The 17140-nt window shown below is 74.6% G+C and carries 14 protein-coding genes; 7 read left to right on the top strand and 7 right to left on the bottom strand.

The genetic code is table 11. The features are described 5' to 3' along the window. The first annotated feature begins 5 nt into the window (after nucleotides 1–5). Nucleotides 6–758 (top strand): FCD domain-containing protein, encoded by a 753-nt coding sequence (locus tag AB0R04_RS14435; RefSeq protein WP_363371043.1) that lies wholly within the window; start codon nucleotides 6–8, stop codon nucleotides 756–758. 70 nt (nucleotides 759–828) lie between these two features. Here AB0R04_RS14435 and AB0R04_RS14430 read toward each other — a convergent pair whose 3' ends face one another. Both AB0R04_RS14430 and AB0R04_RS14425 read right to left on the bottom strand, forming a co-directional pair. After that, entirely contained in the window at nucleotides 829–1689 is an 861-nt protein-coding gene (locus AB0R04_RS14430) for a (2Fe-2S)-binding protein (protein ID WP_363371041.1), read from the bottom strand. A 20-nt stretch (nucleotides 1690–1709) separates the two neighbouring features. Next, a complete protein-coding gene (locus tag AB0R04_RS14425; protein WP_363371039.1) occupies nucleotides 1710–3293 on the bottom strand; it encodes a metallophosphoesterase family protein in 1584 nt (527 codons plus the stop codon). Nucleotides 3294–3504: 211 nt separating this feature from the next. Here AB0R04_RS14425 and AB0R04_RS14420 point away from each other — a divergent pair, with 211 nt between their 5' ends. Beyond that, entirely contained in the window at nucleotides 3505–4209 is a 705-nt protein-coding gene (locus AB0R04_RS14420; protein WP_363371036.1) for a response regulator transcription factor, read from the top strand. 334 nt (nucleotides 4210–4543) lie between these two features. Here AB0R04_RS14420 and AB0R04_RS14415 read toward each other — a convergent pair whose 3' ends face one another. Together AB0R04_RS14415 and AB0R04_RS14410 are read right to left on the bottom strand one after the other, a co-directional pair. Beyond that, nucleotides 4544–6226, bottom strand: coding sequence for a peptide-N4-asparagine amidase (locus AB0R04_RS14415; RefSeq protein ID WP_363371034.1), 1683 nt, complete (start codon nucleotides 6224–6226; stop codon nucleotides 4544–4546). A 150-nt stretch (nucleotides 6227–6376) separates the two neighbouring features. Then, nucleotides 6377–7279: a LysR family transcriptional regulator gene (locus AB0R04_RS14410; RefSeq protein ID WP_363371031.1), complete on the bottom strand. Its 903-nt coding sequence runs from the start codon at nucleotides 7277–7279 to the stop codon at nucleotides 6377–6379. A 136-nt stretch (nucleotides 7280–7415) separates the two neighbouring features. Between AB0R04_RS14410 and AB0R04_RS14405 the strand changes: the two genes are divergently transcribed. Together AB0R04_RS14405 and AB0R04_RS14400 are read left to right on the top strand one after the other, a co-directional pair. Further along, nucleotides 7416–8399, top strand: a complete 984-nt coding sequence (locus AB0R04_RS14405) for a pseudouridine-5'-phosphate glycosidase (RefSeq protein ID WP_363371028.1) — start codon at nucleotides 7416–7418, stop codon at nucleotides 8397–8399. 3 nt (nucleotides 8400–8402) lie between these two features. Further along, a complete protein-coding gene (locus AB0R04_RS14400) occupies nucleotides 8403–9281 on the top strand; it encodes a PfkB family carbohydrate kinase (RefSeq protein ID WP_363371025.1) in 879 nt (292 codons plus the stop codon). 191 nt (nucleotides 9282–9472) lie between these two features. Here AB0R04_RS14400 and polX read toward each other — a convergent pair whose 3' ends face one another. Next, nucleotides 9473–11227: a DNA polymerase/3'-5' exonuclease PolX gene (gene polX / locus AB0R04_RS14395; protein WP_363371023.1), complete on the bottom strand. Its 1755-nt coding sequence runs from the start codon at nucleotides 11225–11227 to the stop codon at nucleotides 9473–9475. A 328-nt stretch (nucleotides 11228–11555) separates the two neighbouring features. On the opposite strand from polX, the gene AB0R04_RS14390 reads away from it, so the two are divergent. The 3 genes from AB0R04_RS14390 to AB0R04_RS14380 all read left to right on the top strand — a co-directional run bounded on the left by AB0R04_RS14390 (nucleotide 11556) and on the right by AB0R04_RS14380 (nucleotide 14477). Further along, nucleotides 11556–12260 (top strand): ATP-binding protein, encoded by a 705-nt coding sequence (locus AB0R04_RS14390; RefSeq protein ID WP_363371021.1) that lies wholly within the window; start codon nucleotides 11556–11558, stop codon nucleotides 12258–12260. Between the two features lie 103 nt (nucleotides 12261–12363). Beyond that, complete coding sequence (locus AB0R04_RS14385) at nucleotides 12364–13041, top strand: helix-turn-helix domain-containing protein (protein WP_063350240.1); 678 nt, start codon at nucleotides 12364–12366, stop codon at nucleotides 13039–13041. Next, nucleotides 13038–14477: an MFS transporter gene (locus AB0R04_RS14380; protein WP_363371020.1), complete on the top strand. Its 1440-nt coding sequence runs from the start codon at nucleotides 13038–13040 to the stop codon at nucleotides 14475–14477. The genes AB0R04_RS14385 and AB0R04_RS14380 overlap by 4 nt, the downstream gene beginning before the upstream one ends. 49 nt (nucleotides 14478–14526) lie before the next feature. Here the strand turns inward: AB0R04_RS14380 and AB0R04_RS14375 are convergent, their stop codons facing one another. After that, entirely contained in the window at nucleotides 14527–15768 is a 1242-nt protein-coding gene (locus AB0R04_RS14375; RefSeq protein ID WP_363371018.1) for a GNAT family N-acetyltransferase, read from the bottom strand. Nucleotides 15769–15858: 90 nt separating this feature from the next. After that, a complete protein-coding gene (locus tag AB0R04_RS14370; RefSeq protein ID WP_363371017.1) occupies nucleotides 15859–16839 on the bottom strand; it encodes a DMT family transporter in 981 nt (326 codons plus the stop codon). Between the last annotated feature and the right edge of the window lie 301 nt (nucleotides 16840–17140).

Genomic DNA, 17140 nt, shown 5'->3' with positions numbered 1-17140 from the left:
CCGGCGTGGCGACGATCGGGAGCACGACCCCGCTGCTCAGCGCCGTCCTCGCGCCATTGACCGACCTCGGCCGCGCCGATGCCGTGGCCCGCCGGATCACCGAGGCGATCGCCCTCGGCCTGGTCGCCGACGGGGACCAACTGCCCAGTGAGAACGACCTCGCCGACCGGCTCGGCGTCGCCAACGGCACCGTCCGCGAGGCGCTCGCCCTGCTCCGCGAGGCCGACCTGATCGAGACCCGGCGCGGCCGCAACGGCGGCAGCTTCGTCCGCACCCCCGGCGAGGGCTCCGAACGCCTCCAACTCGCCCGGCTGCGCGACCTCGCCACCGTCGACCTGCGCGACCTCGGCGACGAGGAACTGGCCGTCTCCGGGACCGCCGCCCGGCTCGCCGCCGAACGCGCCCCCGCCGACCTCGCGCCCCGGCTCACCCGGCTGGTGCACGACCTGCGCGACGCCGCCGGGCCCGCGGAACAGCGCCGCGCCGACGCCCGCTTCCACATCGAACTCGCCGTCGCCGCCCAGTCCGTGCGCCTCACCCGGCTCGCCGTCCGGCTCCAGGCCGAACTCGGGCCGCTGCTCTGGCTGCCCGCACCGCACGGCCCCGACCAGGAACGGTTCGCCGAGCAGCACCGGGAGATCCTGGTCGCCGTCCTGGCCGGCGACGCGGCCGGGGCACGGGCCGCCGCCGAGGTGCACACCGTCGCCTGCGTGCACCACCTGGTGCGGGGGCACCTCCAGCTGGCGGGCGACGGCTGATGGCTGACGGACACGGCTGACGGACGACGGCTGACCGGAGGCCCGGATATGACCTGCACTCCTGGATGTATCAGCCCTGTTTTGGCGCGGGCGGCCGGGTGAAACAGCAGTCGCCGCAGACCCCGGCGCCCGGCCCCACCCGGTAGTACAGGCAGCAGCTGGTCCGCCGGAAGGCGGCGCCGCGCGGGCCGGTCCGCAGCGTCCCGGTGCCGGCCAGCGGCGGGCGCGCGAGCAGCTCCGCGACCAACGCCCTTGCGGGGACCGGCGCGTGGGAGTCCAGGACCCGCAGCGTACCGGCCAGGGCGGAGGCGGCGTTGCCCGACAGCAGCCGGGCGGAGAGCGGGACGGCGGACCGCACCGCCGCCGCCAGCGGCTCCAACTGGCCCACCAGGACGGCCTCGTACAGCTGGTCGGCGAGCGGGAGCGGAGTGGGGAACGGAGCGAGGAGCGGGGGCTCCGGCGGCGTCCAGAGGTCGAGCGGCCCCTGATCCGGGATCCGCACCCAGGCGTGCTCCAGCGTCGGGACCGTACCCAGCAGGACGGCCGCCCCGAGGCCCACCGACCAGAAGCGGGCGGCCAGTCCGAGGTGCAGGATCGACGCGGCGACCCGGGGCTCGGCGGTGCCGAGCCGCTGCGCCACCACTCGGATCCGCCGGGCCAGCGGTGCGTCCGGCCCGGTGCCGTACAGCTCGGGCAGCGGCCGGAAGCCCGGGGGCGGCCCCGCGCCGGGCTCGGCGGGGGTGTCGAGCGCGAAGTACGGGCCGACGGCGGCGAGTCGGCCGTAGTCGGGGCGGCCGGCGTTCCCGGTGCCGTCGGCGGGGCGGTCGACGGGCATCGGGCGGGCCTCCAGGGCGTTCAGGCGTTCGGTGCGTTCGGGCGCGCGGAGGAACGGTACCGCGCCCGTCGGGGTGGCGGCCGGTGAGCGCGCCACCTCGACGGGCGCGACCAGGGTCAGCGTCCCCGGCCGCCGCCGCGGGCGCCGCGCGGGCGGGTGAGGGTGAAGCGGTCGACGGGGACGAGGTCTCCGTACGGGCCGCTGACGGAGTAGTAGGTGACAGCGATGGTGGTCCGGCCGCCGCGCTCGCCCGGGTCGACCTCGAAGGCGGCGAAGCCGTACGGGTTGTCGGCGTCGCGGAAGGCGGACCAGGGGGCGTCCTCGATCACGTACTGCGGGGGCCGCTTGCCGGTGGCCGGGTCGACGGCGCCGACGCCGGTGATGACGCGGGCCTTGGCGGGCTCGAAGAAGAGGTGGTTGGAGGGGGCGGAGGTGCCGCCGCCGCCGATCACCATGTGAACGGTGCCCCGGGTGGTGTCGATGGTCCGGGTGTCGGTGGCGACCGGGATGGGGGTGCGGGTGTCGGTCTGCTGCTGGCCGCGGATCGGGTGCGAGCGCTCGTAGTGGTGCTCGTGGCCGCAGACCACCAGGTCGACGCCGTACTTGTCGAACAGCGGCACCCAGGTCTCGCGGATGCCGAGGTCGGCGCCGTTGAACTTGTCGGCGGTGGAGATGACGACCTGGTGCATGCAGACCACGATCCAGTCGATCTCGGGGTTCGCGTTGGCGGCGGCCAACTCCCGTTCCAGCCAGCGCTGTTGGGCGCCTCCGGAGTAGCCGTGGACGTAGGAGTCGCCGGCGTCCTGGTAGGCGACGTCGTCGTTGTTGAGGCTGATGACGCGGACCGCGCCGGCGGTGAATGCGTACCAGAGGCCGTGCAGTTCGTCGTCGGAGCCGGACGGGGGGAGGTCGAAGTAGGCCTGGTAGGCGCCGTAGCCGGTCGGGCCGTTGCCGCGCTCGTTCTCGTGGTTGCCGGCGGCGGGCATCCAGGGGCGGTGGCGGGCGGAGCGGCTGTTGTTCTCGAACCAGTCGGACCAGGTGCGGACCCGGTCGGTGGCGAGGTTGGCGTAGCAGAGGTCCCCGTTGACGAGATGGAACAGCGGGGCGATCCGCTCGACTCCGGCGGTGGTGTCGCCGGCGGCGGGGCTGCCCAGGTTGTCGTTGGCGTAGCCGTTCGCGGTCTTCTTGCCGAGGGTGGGGGTGCCCTGGTCGCCGAAGCTGGTGAAGGTGAAGGCGGCCCGGCCGCGCGGGGCGGTGCGGACGGTGCCGAGCTCCGGGGTGGCGCCGTCGTGGACGGCGGCGTACACGTAGTCCGTGTCGGGGTGCAGGCCGCTCAGCCGGGCGTGGTGGATCTGGACCTCGGTGCCGGACTTGGCGTCCCGGTAGGTGCTGGTGTCGGCCTGTACGCTGCGGCCCAAGCCGCCGTTCGAAGTGCCGTACCGGACACGGGGGTTGCCGACCGAGGCGGTGGTGTGCCAGGAGACCACGACCTCGCGCGAGGCGTCCGAGCCGAACTGGAGGTGCAGCCCGGCGACGCGCGGGGCGCCGGAGCGGTCCGGCCGCTCCAGCAGCAGCGGGGAGGCGGCGGCGGGCGTGGCCGCGATGCCGGAGAGGGAGACGGCGCCGCCGAGACCGAGACCGGTGGCACCGGCCAGGATCCCGCGGCGGCTGACGGGGGGATGTCCACTGGAAGCGTTCATGGCCGCCAGCCTCACCGGGCGTTGGTGAACCGCGCCGGGCCCGTGACGTGAACTTCCCGCCCGCCGGGCTCGTGACGTGGACCTCCCGTCCGTCGGGCCCGTGACGTGAACTTCCCGCCCGCCGAGCTCGTGACGCGAACTTCCCACCCACCGGGCCGCATTGGCGGCGGGCGGGGCCGGCGGTCCGGACGGGCGTGGCAGACTGCCTGCCGTGACGAGTACGAACGGTGTGACGAGTGCGAACGGTGAGTGCCCGCGGATCATCCGTACGCTGATCGCGGACGACCAGGAGGGCGTCCGGCGCGGCGTCCGTCGGATCCTGGCGGCGCAGCCGGACATCGAGGTGGTGGGGGAGGCCGCCGACGGGCTGGCCGCGCTGGAACTGGCGGCCGAACTGCGCCCGGACGTCGCGCTGGTGGACATCCGGATGCCGCGGATGGACGGACTGGAGCTGACCCGGCGGCTGGCCGGGCCGGGGGTGGCGGAGCCGGTGCGGGTGGTGGTGCTGACCACCTTCGACCTGGACGAGTACGTGTACCCGGCGTTGCGGCACGGTGCGTCCGGGTTCCTGCTGAAGCGCTCGGGGCCGGCGCTGCTCGTCGAGGCGGTGCGGGCGGCGGCGGACGGGGAGAGCCTGATCAGTCCGTCGGTCACGGTCCGGCTGCTGCGGCAGGTGACGGCGCCGCGCCGTCCGGAGCCCCGCTCGGCGCCGGTGGTGCCGTTGACCGAGCGGGAGGTGGAGATCGCCGGTCACGTGGCGGCGGGCCGGACGAACGCGGACATCGCCGCCGAACTGTTCATCTCGCCGGGCACGGTGAAGACGCACGTGGCGAGCGTCCAGCGCAAGCTCGGGGTGGCGAACCGGGTCGGCATCGCCGTCCACGCCTGGGAGATGGGCTACCCGGTGCCGCAGTGACGGGCGCCGTAGTGACAGGCACCGCCGCGAAGGGCCCCTGCCGCGACGGACGCGTCCACGGAGCCGAGGGGGCGCTCCGTGGACGCGGGGAACCTACGAGGCGGGGGTGGCCTCCGGACATCGTGTCCTCCGGCCGGCAGTTCGATCGTCGACCGAGGTAGTACCAGTGGCAGACCCTGATCCGTCTCGATCTGTCACCACTGCCTCCTGCGGTCGAACTCCTTCAGCTGCCTCGCAGGTCCACTTCCCATCATGCGCTTCCCACGCCGCGTGCACCAGGGGTCAACCGCCCGAAATCGGATGGATTTCGCAAGTCGGGAGATTTCGGGCGGCGTTACGGCTTCGGCCAGCCGTCGACGAAGGAGAGCGTGCGGTGGTACGGCCCGTCGGGCCCGGTGCTGTGGTAGTCCTCGGTGCTGGTGCCGGTGCGGACGGTGGAGTCGCCGTCGTGGCGGCGGGCGGTGGGGCGCAGGGTGTGGTCGACGGTGGAGCGTTCGGTGACGTGGCCGCCGGTGGCCGCGGTGCTCTCGCGGTGGTAGCCGAGGTCCATGGCGGTCTGCTGGTCGGTGTTGCCGGCGGCGTCGTGGGTGACGCGGTAGGTGACGTCCAGCGGTTCGCCCTCGCGCACGGTGGTGGTGCGGTGCGGGCCGCCGCCCCAGGTGGCGGTGGTGCGGGCGAGGTCGGTGCGGTTGTGCAGGGTCACGTCGTTGCCGCTGTCGCGCAGCTGCTGGGCGGAGCGGAAGGCGAGGTCGTCGCGGACCTCGGTGGTGATCCGGCCGTGCGAGGTCTGGACCCAGCCGCGGGCGAGGTCGTGCCGGCCGGCGGAGACGGTCCAGTCGCCGCTGCCGCTGCCGCTGCCGCTGCCGCCGCCGTGGTCGGTGAGCCGGGTGTCGACGGCGGCTTCGGGGGCGACCCGGTGGTCGGTGAGCTGCCCGGTGGTGCGGGTGGCGCCGTGGTCGACGTCGGCGAAGAGGTTGATCTGGCCGGTCCAGGTGTCGTTGTTCTGCGCCTCGCTGGCGTTCACCGCGATGCCGACGGTGTGCGGGCGGCCGTCGAGCAGCAGTCCGACGTAGGGGGTGAGGTCGAGCCGGTAGGCGGGCAGGTCGAAGGCGAAGACGCCGGGGACGGGCCGCCAGAGCAGTGGGTCCCACCCGCCGGTGTAGATGACGGGGTAGGGCCAGACCGCGCCGGCCGTCCGCCCGTCGACGGTGAGTCGCAGTTCGCGGAACGGGCCCTTGCCGCAGGAGCCGAGGCCGGGGTTGGCGCTGACGAAGGCGTCGGGCGCGGAGGCGTAGGCGAACTCCTCGCAGGCGCCGCCGCCCCGGGTGTAGACCTCGGCGGTGAGGCGTTCGAGGTTCTGCGGGAAGGTGAGCTCGCGGGTGGCGGCGGGGGCGGCCTGGGTGAGCGCGAACGGCCCGGTGGTGAGCAGGCGGTCGGCGGCGCGGGCGGCGGGCCGGCGGTCGTTCGCGGTGTAGAAGGTGACACTGGCGCTGATGGTGAAGACGCCGGTGTAGGTGGCGTCGGTGACGTTGGCGAGGTCGAGGGAGAACGGCTGCGGTCCGGCGGCGAACAGCGGGGCGTAGCGGGTGAGATCGCGCTCCAGCTTCCATTCGATGCCGTCCTTGGACGGCTCGGGGGTGGAGGAGAGCAGCACCTGGACGCCGCCGACGCGGGCGCTGAAGATGCGGTCGAACTGCCGCCCGGCGACCTGCCCGTGGAGGTCCAGGACCACCGCCGACCAGGGTCCGGCACAGTCGGCGGGCGGGGTGAGGGTGGTGGTGTACGGGGTGTCGGGCGGGTTGCCGTACCCGTTGCGGAACTGCTGGTCGTGCATCACCTCGACGGTGCAGGAGCGGGTGTCGGGGCGGGTGAGCGGCCGGGTGGCGGTGACCGGGTCGTGGTAGTCGGTGCCGAAGTCGGCGTGGGCGGGGGCGGCGGCGGTGAGGGTGCCGGCGAGGGTCAGGGCGGCGGCGCCGAGGAGGCGGGCGGCGCGGCGAAGCAGCGGGCGGACGGCCAAGGCTGGTCCCCAGGGGTCGGGCGGCCGGCGGGCGCTGCCGCGGGCCGGGTGGGCGGTCCGGGCATCCTTTCGGCGGTGGCATGCCAGCGTCAAGGATTCGCCGGAGAGGGGGACGCTTCGGGTGCCTGGCGTCGCGGGCCCGGCAAGGGCCTAGTCGACCTCCAGGGCCGCCGCCTCCTGCCGGATCAGGTCGCGCAGGGTGGCCAGCCGGGGCCGGCGGTCGTCCAGCCGCCACTGCATCTCCAGCGGCAGGGTGGCCCGGCCGTCCAGCCGGACGGTGGCCACGTCCTCGGTGAGGTGGCCGGTCATCGAGCCGGGCACCAGCGAGAACGCGCGGTTGCGGGCGAGCAGGTAGAGCCGGGAGCCGACGATCCGCGGCGGGCTGACCAGCACCGGCGGGTCGACGCCGTGGTCCGCGCACAGGCCGAGCACGTGGTCGTAGTAGCGCGGGTGCTGCTCGCGCGGCCACAGCAGCAGCGGCAGGTCGCGCAGTTCGCCGAGGCGCACGCTCGTCCGACTGGCCAGCGGGTGGTCCCGGCCGAGGGCGACCCGTACCGGCTCGTCGGCGATCCGCTCCAGCCGGTAGCCGGCCACCTCGTCGAGGAAGCGGCCGAGGCCGATGTCGGCGAGTTCGGCGGCCAGTGCGGTGGAGACCTGGCCGGTGTCGACGGCGACCTCGGCGGTGGTGAGCGCGGGCAGCTCCTGTTCGGCGCGGCTGACCACGGCGGGCAGCAGCCGGTTCACCACGCTGGGGGAGGCCACGATCCGGGCCGTCCCCAGCCGGGACTCCTCGTGCAGCCGCACCCGGGCCAGCAGCGTCTGGGCCTGCCCGAGCAGCCGGGCGCTCTCGGCGGCCATCACCTCGCCGGCCTCGGTCAGCGCCACCGAGCGGCGGCTGCGGTCGAAGAGCTCGACACCGACGGTCCGCTCCAGTCGGGCGACCTCCTGGCTGACCGTCGGCTGGGAGATGTGCAGCCGTTCGGCGGCCCGTCCGAAGTGCAGTGTCTCGGCGACGGTGAGGAAGACCTCAAGTTGACGCAAGGTGAAGCCCATGGCCCAAGCCTAAGCCAACTCATAGGCCAGAGCCTATGGAAAGCCCCAGGACTCATTCTGGATTCCGATGCGAACCGTCCATACGCTGAGCGACACGTTGCCCCACCGCAGTGGCATCTCACAGAGAGATCCGACCATGACCGGACTGCCCCCCAGCACCCCCGAAGCCGCCGGCTCCGCGCCGGCCACCCGTTCCGCGCGGGCCATCCACGTCTCCGAGGAGGTCGCGCAGGCCGTGGCCGACGGCCGGCCCGTGGTCGCGCTGGAGTCGACCATCTTCACCCACGGCCTGCCGCGCCCCCGCAACCTGGCCGTCGCGCTGGAGGCCGAGCGGCAGCTGCGCGAGGCGGGCGTCGTCCCGGCGACCATCGGCGTGCACGCGGGCGTACCCACGGTCGGTCTGAGCACCGAGCAGATCACCGAACTGTCCGCGACGGACGGCCTGGACAAGGTGAGCCTGCGCGACCTGCCGGTGGTCGCCGCGCTCGGCCGCCACGGCGGCACCACCGTCGCCGCCACCGCCTTCCTCGCCCACCGGGCGGGCATCCGGGTGTTCTCCACCGGCGGCCTCGGCGGCGTCCACTTCGGAGCCTCCGAGAGCTTCGACGAGTCGGCCGACATGACCACCCTGGCCGCCACGCCGGTCACCGTGATCAGCGCGGGCGTGAAGTCGATCCTCGACATCCGGGCCACCCTGGAGCGCTTCGAGACCTTCAACATCCCGGTCATCGGCTACCGCACCCGCAAGTACCCCGGCTTCTACGTCACCGACTCCGGCCACGAGATCAACTTCAGCGTCGAGTCGCCCGAGGAGGCCGCGCGGCTCATCGAGGCCCGCGACCGCCTCGCCCTGCCGCAGGCCGTCCTGATCGCCAACCCGGTGGACCCCGCCAAGCAGCTGCCGCCGGAGGAGCTCGACGGCATCCTGGCCCGCGCCTGGGCCGAGGCCGAGCGCCAGGGCGTCACCGGCAACGCCTCCACGCCGTTCCTGCTCGACCACATCCAGCGCGACACCCAGGGCCGCAGCCTGGAGGTCAACGTCGAGGTCTACCGGGGCAACGTCCGGCTCGGCGGCCAGATCGCGACCGCGCTGGCGGCCGCCGCCCGCAGCGGGGCCTGACCCGTGCTGGGGGTGCTCGGCGACCTCGTCGAGGACATCGTGGTCTGGGTCGACGGCCCGCTGCGGCACGGCACCGACTCCAGCGCCCAGGTCTTCCGGCGGCGCGGCGGCAGCGCGGCGAACGTCGCGAGCTTCGCCGCCGGTCAGTACCCGGCCCGGTTCATCGGCTGCGTCGGCGCCGACCCGGTCGGGGACGGCATCGTCGCCGAACTGACCGGGCACGGCGTGGACGTACGGGTCGCCCGGCGCGGCCAGACCGGCAGCATCGTGGTCCTGATCGACCAGGCCGGCGAACGGACCATGCTGCCCGACCGCGGCGCGGCCAAGCTGCTGGACCGGGTGCCGGACGAGTGGCTGGCCGGCCTGACCCACCTGCACGTGCCTGCCTACTCCTTCGACGGTGATCCGGTCGGCCGCTCCGCGGTGGACGCGCTGGCGCGGGTCCGGCGGGCGGGCGGCACCACCTCGGTGGACGCCTCCTCGACCGGCATGCTGGAGCAGTACGGGCGGGAGCGCTTCCTCGCCCTGCTGGCCGAGTTGGCGCCGACCTTCGTGTTCGCCAACCGGTCCGAGGCGGAGTACCTGGGCCTGCTGGTGGGCGGGCTGCCGGGGCCGGAGCGGGCCCGGCTGGCGGCCACCACCGTGGTCACCAAGGCCGGCGCCCAGGCGACCACCGTCGACGTGCCCGGGGACGCGCCGTTCACGGTGCCCGTGCCGCCGGTGAGCGAGGTGCGCGACCTCACCGGCGCTGGGGACGCCTTCGCGGCGGGATTCCTGGCCGGCTTCCTGGAGACCGGCGACCTGCACCTGGCCGCCGGCCTCGGGCACCGCAGCGCGGCCCGGGTGCTGGCCACGCCGGGGGCCTCGTTCGCGGAGCGGTGACCTCGGGGGCGGCGTTGAGGCTGCGTCGGGGCTGAGCCGGGGCTGCGTCGGGGTGGGCTCGGGGCGGCGTTGAGGCTGCGTCGGGGCTGAGCCGGGGCTGCGTCGGGGTGGGCTCGGGGCGGCGTCGAGCTGACCGTGCGGTGGGCGGCCCCGTGCGTGGGGGCCGCCCGCCGGGGTGCCCGGCGGCTCGCTCAGCGCAGTGCGTCCTTGCGGAGGAAACGTTTCAGCCGCTGCCAGGGCCAGGTGTTGATCACGTCCTCGGCGGTGAGCCAGCCGCGCTGCGCCGTACCGATGCCGAAGCGCGGGTAGGCGAGCTGCCCGGTGGCGTGGGCGTCGCTGTCGATCGCGAAGCGGACGCCATGCCGCTTCGCCCGCAGGACGTCCTCGTCGCGCAGGTCGAGCCGCTGCGGGGAACTGTTGATCTCGATCGCGGTGCCGGTGCGCGCGGCGGCCGCGAACACCGCGTCCAGGTCGACGTCGATCGGGCCGCGGCGGCCGATCCTCCGGGTGGTGAGGTGGCCGATGACGTGCACGTGCGGATTCTCGCAGGCGCGGATCAGCCGGCGGGTCTGGGCGGCCCGGTCGGCGGTGAAGTGCGAGTGCACGGAGGCCACGCAGACGTCGAAGCCGGCCAGGAACCCGGGCGGCCAGTCCACCCCGCCGTCCGGGCCGATGTTCAGCTCGGTGCCGTGCAGGAGGCGCAGCTTCCGGTGGCGGTCGGCGAGTCGGCGCAGCCGCTCGCGCTGGGCGAGCATCTTCTCGTCCGTCATCCGCTGCATCACCAGGTCCGGGGCGTGGTCGGTGACGGCGTAGTAGGAGTAGCCGCGGGCGGCCGCGGTGTCGATCATCTCCTCCAGGGTGGCCAGGCCGTCGGTCAGGTCGGTGTGCGTGTGCAGGTCGCCGCGCAGGTCCGACTCCTGGACCAGATCAGGGAGTTCACCGTGCAGGGCGGCCTCGATCTCGCCCCGGTCCTCGCGCAGCGGCGGCGCGATCCACGGCAGGCCGAGCGCCGCGTACACCTCGTCCTCGGTCGCGGACGCCACCTTGGCGCCGTCCTCTTTCTCGCCGTCCTCTCCTTCGGCGGCGGTTCGGAACAGGCCGTACTCCGAGAGCTTCAGCCCGGCCCGGACGGCCATCGTGCGCAGCCTGATGTTGTGCGCCTTCGATCCGGTGAAGTAGACGAGCGCCGCGCCCCAGTCCTCCTCCGGGACGACCCGCAGGTCCACCTGCACGCCCCCGGTGGTGCGCACCGAGGTCTTGGTCGGACCGCTCGCGATCACCTCGGCCACGTACGGGAGTCCGGTGAGCGCGGCCATCAGCGGGGCGGAGTCGGCGGCGGTCGCCAGCACGTCGACGTCGCCGACCGTCTCGCGCATCCGGCGCAGCGACCCCGCGTACGCGCAGCGGGTGCAGCCGGGCACGGCGGACAGCGCGGCGACGAGCTGCTCGGCCAGCTCGGTGGCCGCGTCGAGCAGGGTGCGGCCGCCGGAGCGCCGCAGCAACTCGATGCCGTGCAGGATCTTCTCGCCGCTGCGCTCGCCGAAGCCCGCCACGCCGGACAGCCGGTCGGAACGGACCGCCTCGGCCAGGTCGTCGACGGAGACGATGCCCAGGTCGCGGTGGAGGGCGAGGGCGCGCTTGGGGCCGACGCCGGGTACGGCCGTCATCTCCCGGACCCCGGACGGGACTTCGGCGCGCAGGGCCTCCAGGGCGGCGATCCGCCCGGTGGCGAGGTACTCGGCGACCTTCTCGGCGGTGGACTTCCCGACGCCGGGGATCTGCTGCAGGCCCTTGACGTCCAGGCCGGCGACGTCCTCGGAGTGGCCGCCCACCGCGCGGGCGGCCTTCTCGTAGGCCCGCGCCCGGAAGGCGTCCCCGCCGGTGATGTTGATCAGGTCGGCGTACTCCTGGAGCAGCTCCCGCACCTGGTCGTTGAGCCGGGGCATGGGGCCAGTCTAGGGCGGGTCCTCGGGCTCCGGCCTGGGCGGCGGCCCTCCGGGCGGGCGAAGGGAGTTCGTGAGGCCCGGCCCGGGGCCGGCGGCGCTGCGTCGCGGGCCCGGGGCGGGCCTGGCCGGGCCGGTGGCCGGGCCTGCCCCGCCGGTCGGCGGGTGTGGCATCGGCCGACCGGCGGGGGTGGTGCCCGGTTCGCGTCCCGGAGCCGGATTGTCACCCGAACGAGTGAGGTGCAGGCTGACAGCAGGGCCTGGGAAGCGGCCCGCGCCGGTCGGCCGCGGCACTGATGACGGCCGCCGGCGATGCGTGAGGGGCAGGGCGATGGCAAGCGGGAAGCTCTGGGGCTATGTCGCATCGGGGGCCAGGGCGCTCGGCGCCCTCGGCGGGCCGGGTGGCCCCGGCCGTACGGGAAGGCCCGGCGGCGCGGTGGCGGGCGAGGAGGCCGGACCGTTCAGACCGGGCGAGATGGCCGGGCCCCGGGCGCTGTCCCGGCCGGAACTTGAGCGCGTCGAGTGGACCGACCGGCAGGCCGGCTGCGAGCCGCAGGCGCGGCACGTCCAGGTGACCGAAGTGGTCCGCAGGGTGGTGCGCGGCGGCGGCCGGGCGGCGGCGGTGACGGCCCGGCTGGCGCCGGGGCTGCCGGTGGTGGTCGGGGACGCCCGGCGGCTGGAGGCCGCGCTCGCCGGCCTGGTCGACCACGCGATCCGGCGCAACCCGCCCGGCGGGCGGGTGCTGGTCCGCGCCGAGGTGGCGGGCGGGCCGGGCCCGGCCGCGACGGCCCTGCGGGCGGCCGGGTTGAGCGGGGCGGCGCGACCGCGCGGGCGGGTGGAGATCCGGGTGGCCGACCGGGGGTCGTCCGAGCTGCCCGGGGCGCGGGAGTGGCTGCTCGCGGGCGCCCGCGCCGACGGGCCGGTCGGGCCCGCCGTGCACAGCCTGGTGCTGGCGGCGGGCGGACGACTGGCGGTGGAGGCCACGCCGGGCGGCGGATTGACGGTGGTGCTGCTGCTGGTGGTCGCGCACGACTGACGGACGGCCGGCGGGCAGCTCTTCGGGGCTCCATCCTTCACCGCAAAGACTTCTTCGCAAAAAACCCTTTGCAAAGATGTATTTGCGGTTCTACGCTCCTGCCATGACCGATGAACGCGGCTGGATGCACAGCGATGACCCGCACATCGTCCTCACGGCCAAGGGCATGCGGGCGATGGCCCACCCCGTGCGCATGCAGCTGGTCGGGCTGCTGCGCAAGCACGGTCCCTCCACGGCGACCAGGCTCGCCGAGCAGCTGGGGCTCAACTCCGGGGCGACCAGCTACCACCTCCGCCAGCTCGCCGCCGCGGGCTTCGTCGAGGAGGATCCCGAGCGCGGAAACGCCCGGGAGCGGTGGTGGCGTTCGGCCCACAAGTTCACCGTCTGGACGAGTGACGACATGGCCGACGAGGAGCTCGACACGGCCGTCGGCTTCCTGCGGTCCGTCCTCACCGCCCACGCCCTGGCGGCACAGCGGTCGGTCGACGCCTTCGAGACGATGCCGCGGGAGTGGCGCAAGGCGGTCGGCCTCAGCGACGTGCTGTTGCAGCTCACCCCCGAGGAGGCCGGGCAACTGGCCGCTGATCTGTCCGCGGTGGTGCGGCGTTACCGCGCGCTGGATACGGAGGGGCCGGCCCCGGAGGGCACCGAGCGGGTCGCCGTGGTCGTCCACGTGCTGCCCGACGCGAGCGTCGGCACCGGCGCTGGTACCGATGCCGACACCGCTGCCGACAGCGATGCCAGCACCGACACCGATACCGGTGAGGCGGGGTCCCGATGACCACCGTCGTCGACGCGCCCGCGCGCAGCCTCCGGCCGTTGGTCGGGGTGCTCTCCGCCATGGCCGTCTCCATCACCGGGACGCGTGTCTCGGCCATCGCCCTGCCCTGGTTCGTCCTGGCCACCACCGGCAGCGCCACCATGACGGGCCTGGTCGCCTTCGCCGAGATGGCGCCGTACGTGCTGGTCAAGGCGCTGACCGGGCCACTGGTCGATCGGCTCGGGCCGCGGGTGGTGTCCTGGACGACGGACTTGGTGAGCGCCGTCGCGGCCGGGCTGGTCCCGTTGCTGCACGCCCTGGGGCTGCTGCCGTTCGGGGTGCTGCTGGCGATGGTCGCGGTGATCGGCGCGATGCGCGGCCCGGGGGATCTGGCCAAGTCGGTCATGGTCCCGGAGGCCGCCGACCGCGCCCGGGTGCCGATGGAGCGCGCCACCGGTCTCTCCGGCGTCACCGAACGGCTGGCTTCCACGGTCGGCCCGGCGGTCGGTGGTGGGCTGGTCGCGCTGATGGGCCCGCTGGCCGGGCTGGCGCTCAACGCCGCCACCTTCGCCCTGGGGTCCCTCGTCATCGCCTTCGCCCTGCCGCGCGGGATGGGGCGCGCGGCGGCCCCGGCACCCGCTGCCGCGCAGGCCGCAGAAGCCGAGGCTGGGATCGGGACCGGAACCGGGGCCGGAACTGAGGCCGGAACTGGGGCCGAATCGGCGGGTTACTGGCGGATGTTCCGTGAGGGCTTCACCTTCCTGCGCTCCGATCCGCTGCTGCTCACCGTGACGGTGCTGGTCGGCATCACCAACCTGCTCGACGCGGGGTTCCTCACGGTCCTCCTCCCGGTCTGGGCGCGGGAGTCGGGGAACGGCCCGGCCGCCATCGGCCTGACCGGCACCGCCGGGGGGATCACGGCGGTCGTCGGCAGTCTGATCGCGGCGGCCGTCGCCCACCGGCTGCCCCGCCGGACGGTGTTCTTCGCCGGCTTCCTGCTCGTCGGGGCCCCGCGCTTCCTGGTGCTCGCGTGCGGCGCGCCGCTGTGGGTGGTGCTCACGGTCTTCGCGGTCGGCGGCTTCGGCGGCGGATTCCTCAACCCGATCCTCGGCGCGGTGCTCTTCGAGCGGGTGCCCCGCCACCTGCTCGGCCGCGTCCACGCCCTCGGCGACTCCCTCGCCTGGGCCGGTATCCCGCTCGGCGGCCTGCTGGCCGGCGCAGCGGTCAGCCTCGTCGGGCTGATACCCACCCTGGTCGCGGGCGGCACCCTCTACTTCGCCTCCACCAACCTGGCCGGGTTGCGGCCGGAGTGGCGTGAGATGGACCGCCGGCGCGGCCGGACGGGCACCGTCGACGGGGCGAAGCCCGAGCCCGAGTCTGAGCCGGGGACAGAGCCCGAGCCCGGGACAGAGCCCGAGCCCGAGCTTGCGCCCGCGTCGATCCCGGCACGCCCGTAGGCCTGTCGCGCAGGGGCGGCGAGGCGGGCGTGCGGTCGGAACCAGCCGGTCAGAACCAGTGCAGACAGTGCGGGGCGCGCTCGGCGCTGAAGAGGGCGTCGGCGAGGGCGGCCGCGCCCGGGCGGTGGGCCCGGATGTGCCCGGCCCGCACGAGCGTGCTCGGGGTGGTGCCGCCGAGGTAGACCGAGCCCAGGTCGCTCACGTCCAGGGACAGATCGGGCTCCCGGTCCGTCGGGACGCACTCGGCCTTCCCGTCCCGGACGGTCAGCAGGTAGCGGCCGTGCTCGCCGAGGAACGGGTCGTCGACGTCGAGGACGATCTCGCCGTCCACGAACCAGCCGCGCGAGGTCAGCGCACGCGGGACGTCCAGCAGCCGCGCCCAGAGCCAGTCGGTGCTGCTGCTCCTCTCGCCGGCGTTGAAGTCCACAAGCTGCCAGCGCAGCGGGTGGTCGGACGGAACGTGCTTGAACACGACCTGGGAGACCAGATCGTGTTCGAGCGCGAACCGGGCCAGGGCCGTGGCGACGGCGTCGTCGGTGGCGATGGTCTCGTCGACCGTCAAGGTGCCGTCGCCGAGCGAGTAGCAGGCGTAGCCGTCCGGGACACCGCCGGCATCCCGGTGGACGGCGACGTAGCGCGACGCCGAGGAGACTGGGGGCCGCCCCGCGCCCGAGGCCCACCAGCGGTGCGGCCGGGACAGTGCGCCGGGCTGCGTGCGGCGGTACCGGTCGTAGACCGCTTCCAGGATCTCGCCGCACTCGGCACGCCGCAGCAGCTCGATCGAGCCGGTGTCCGGGCCGGCCTCCGGGGTGGCGGCCGGGGTGGCGGCCGTTCCGCGTGCCCGGGGGAGGGCGAAGGCGGCCCGGTGGCGCGGCACCGTCAGCCGCTGCGTGTAGGTCGCCGGTCCGTAGCCGAACCTGCGGTAGATCACGGCCTCGGAGGCCAGCAGTACGGAGAGGAACTCCCCGCGGGCCCGAAACCCGGTGAGCTGGCGCCGCATCATCGCGGTGAGCACGCCCTGGCGCCGGTGCGAGGGCAGGACGCCGACGCCGGTCACCCCGCTGGTGGGGACGATGGCCTCACCGGGCAGGGTGAGCTCGAAGGTGTACGCGCCGGCGGTGCCGACGGGCCGCCCGTCCGCCGTCACGGCGAGCAGGTTGCGGTCCATCTCGGTCGCCGACCACCAGAGCCCGCCGCCGTCGGTCGGGGTTTCCGGGAAGAGCCCGAACGCGGCATGGAGCGTGTCGACGTAGACGTCGAGGTCCTGATCGGTTGTCGGACGGATCTCCATTGCTGCCGCTTCCTCCCCTGGATGACGACGGCACCACGGCTCGTGTGCCTCGCCACAGTGCAGCGTTGACCCGTGGCCTGGTCAAGCGAATTACGCTCCGGCCCCGGAGCTGTGCCCCGGGTCGTTCGGGTTCTCGGCCGGACTGTTTCCCGGACGGCTCCCGGGGCCTTCCGCGGGCCGCTCGTCCTCCGGCGGTACCCCGACGCCCTCCAGGGTTTCGCGGACGCTGCCCGGCATCGCCGGGTGGCGGCCGATCACGATCACCCCGACCACGATGGCCAGCAGTCCGGCGGACTGCCAGGCAAGCGCACCCGGCGTCACCCGCAGCCGGTCGCCGAGGAAGCCGACCGCGCAGGCGATCCCGGACAGCGGTTGGGCGGCGGTCAGTGCCGGCAGGGACATCCGCAGCGGCGCGGCCTCGAAGGCGCTCTGCACCAGCAGCAGCCCGACCACGCCCGCCGCCACCACCGCGTACGGCTGCCAGCTGCGCAGCACCGCGTCCAGTCCGCTGTGGTCGAGGCGCTGGGTGGTGGTGCGGGTCAGCGCGTCCTGGAGGCCGTAGAGCAGGCCGGCGGCGAGGGCCAGCAGGGTGGCCTCCTCGAACAGCGGCAGCCGCCGGGCCAGCGAGACCAGCAGCAGGGTCAGCCCGACCACCGTGCCGACCACCAGCCAGTGCCGCAGTTCCCCGGCGGGCGCACCGCCGCCGGTGGGCCGGCCGGCCACGATGAACGCCGTCACCCCGAGGCCGAGCAGCAGCACTCCGACCCAGCCCGAGCGGCCGAGGGTCTGGCGGGTCAGCACCCGGGAGAGCGCCATGGCGAACAGCAGGTTGGTCGCGAGCAGCGGTTCGACGAGCGAGACTTCGCCCTGGTTGAGGGCGAGCGCGGACAGGATCAGTCCGCACACCATGAACCCGGTGCCGAGCAGCCACTCGGGCATCCGCATCAGGTCCAGGAGCAGCCGCCAGTGCAGCAGGTCGGCACGGGGCGCCCGCTGCGCCGCGTGCTGCTGGAGGACGAAGCCGAGGCCCAGGCAGCAGGCGGCGCCGAGGGCGAGGAGGAAGACCGCCACGGAGGGACCACCCGGTTGTCACTGCCCGCGCCGCGCCGGCGGGTCCGGGTTCGGTCGGCGGTCGCGGCGCGCTTTCGTCAGCGTACCGTCGGGTCGGCGGCGGGGCCCGGTCGGCGGGGAGCAGGCGGAGAGCAGGCAGGGAGCAGGCGGGGCCCGGAGCTCCGGGGCGGGGGAGCTGGTTCCGGGGGCCGGGCCCGCAGCCCCGGGCCGGGCCCGCTTGCCGCCATGGGTCGGACGGGCGCACGCTGGTGTGAGCGGCCGCCACGGCTCACCGTCCGTGCCGGTCCGGACAGGCGCGAGG

The sequence above is a fragment of the Kitasatospora sp. NPDC056731 genome, from assembly GCF_040687675.1.
Lineage (GTDB): Bacteria > Actinomycetota > Actinomycetes > Streptomycetales > Streptomycetaceae > Kitasatospora.
Note: the sequence above shows the minus strand (reverse complement) of the source record. Positions and strands in the feature narration are given on the sequence as shown.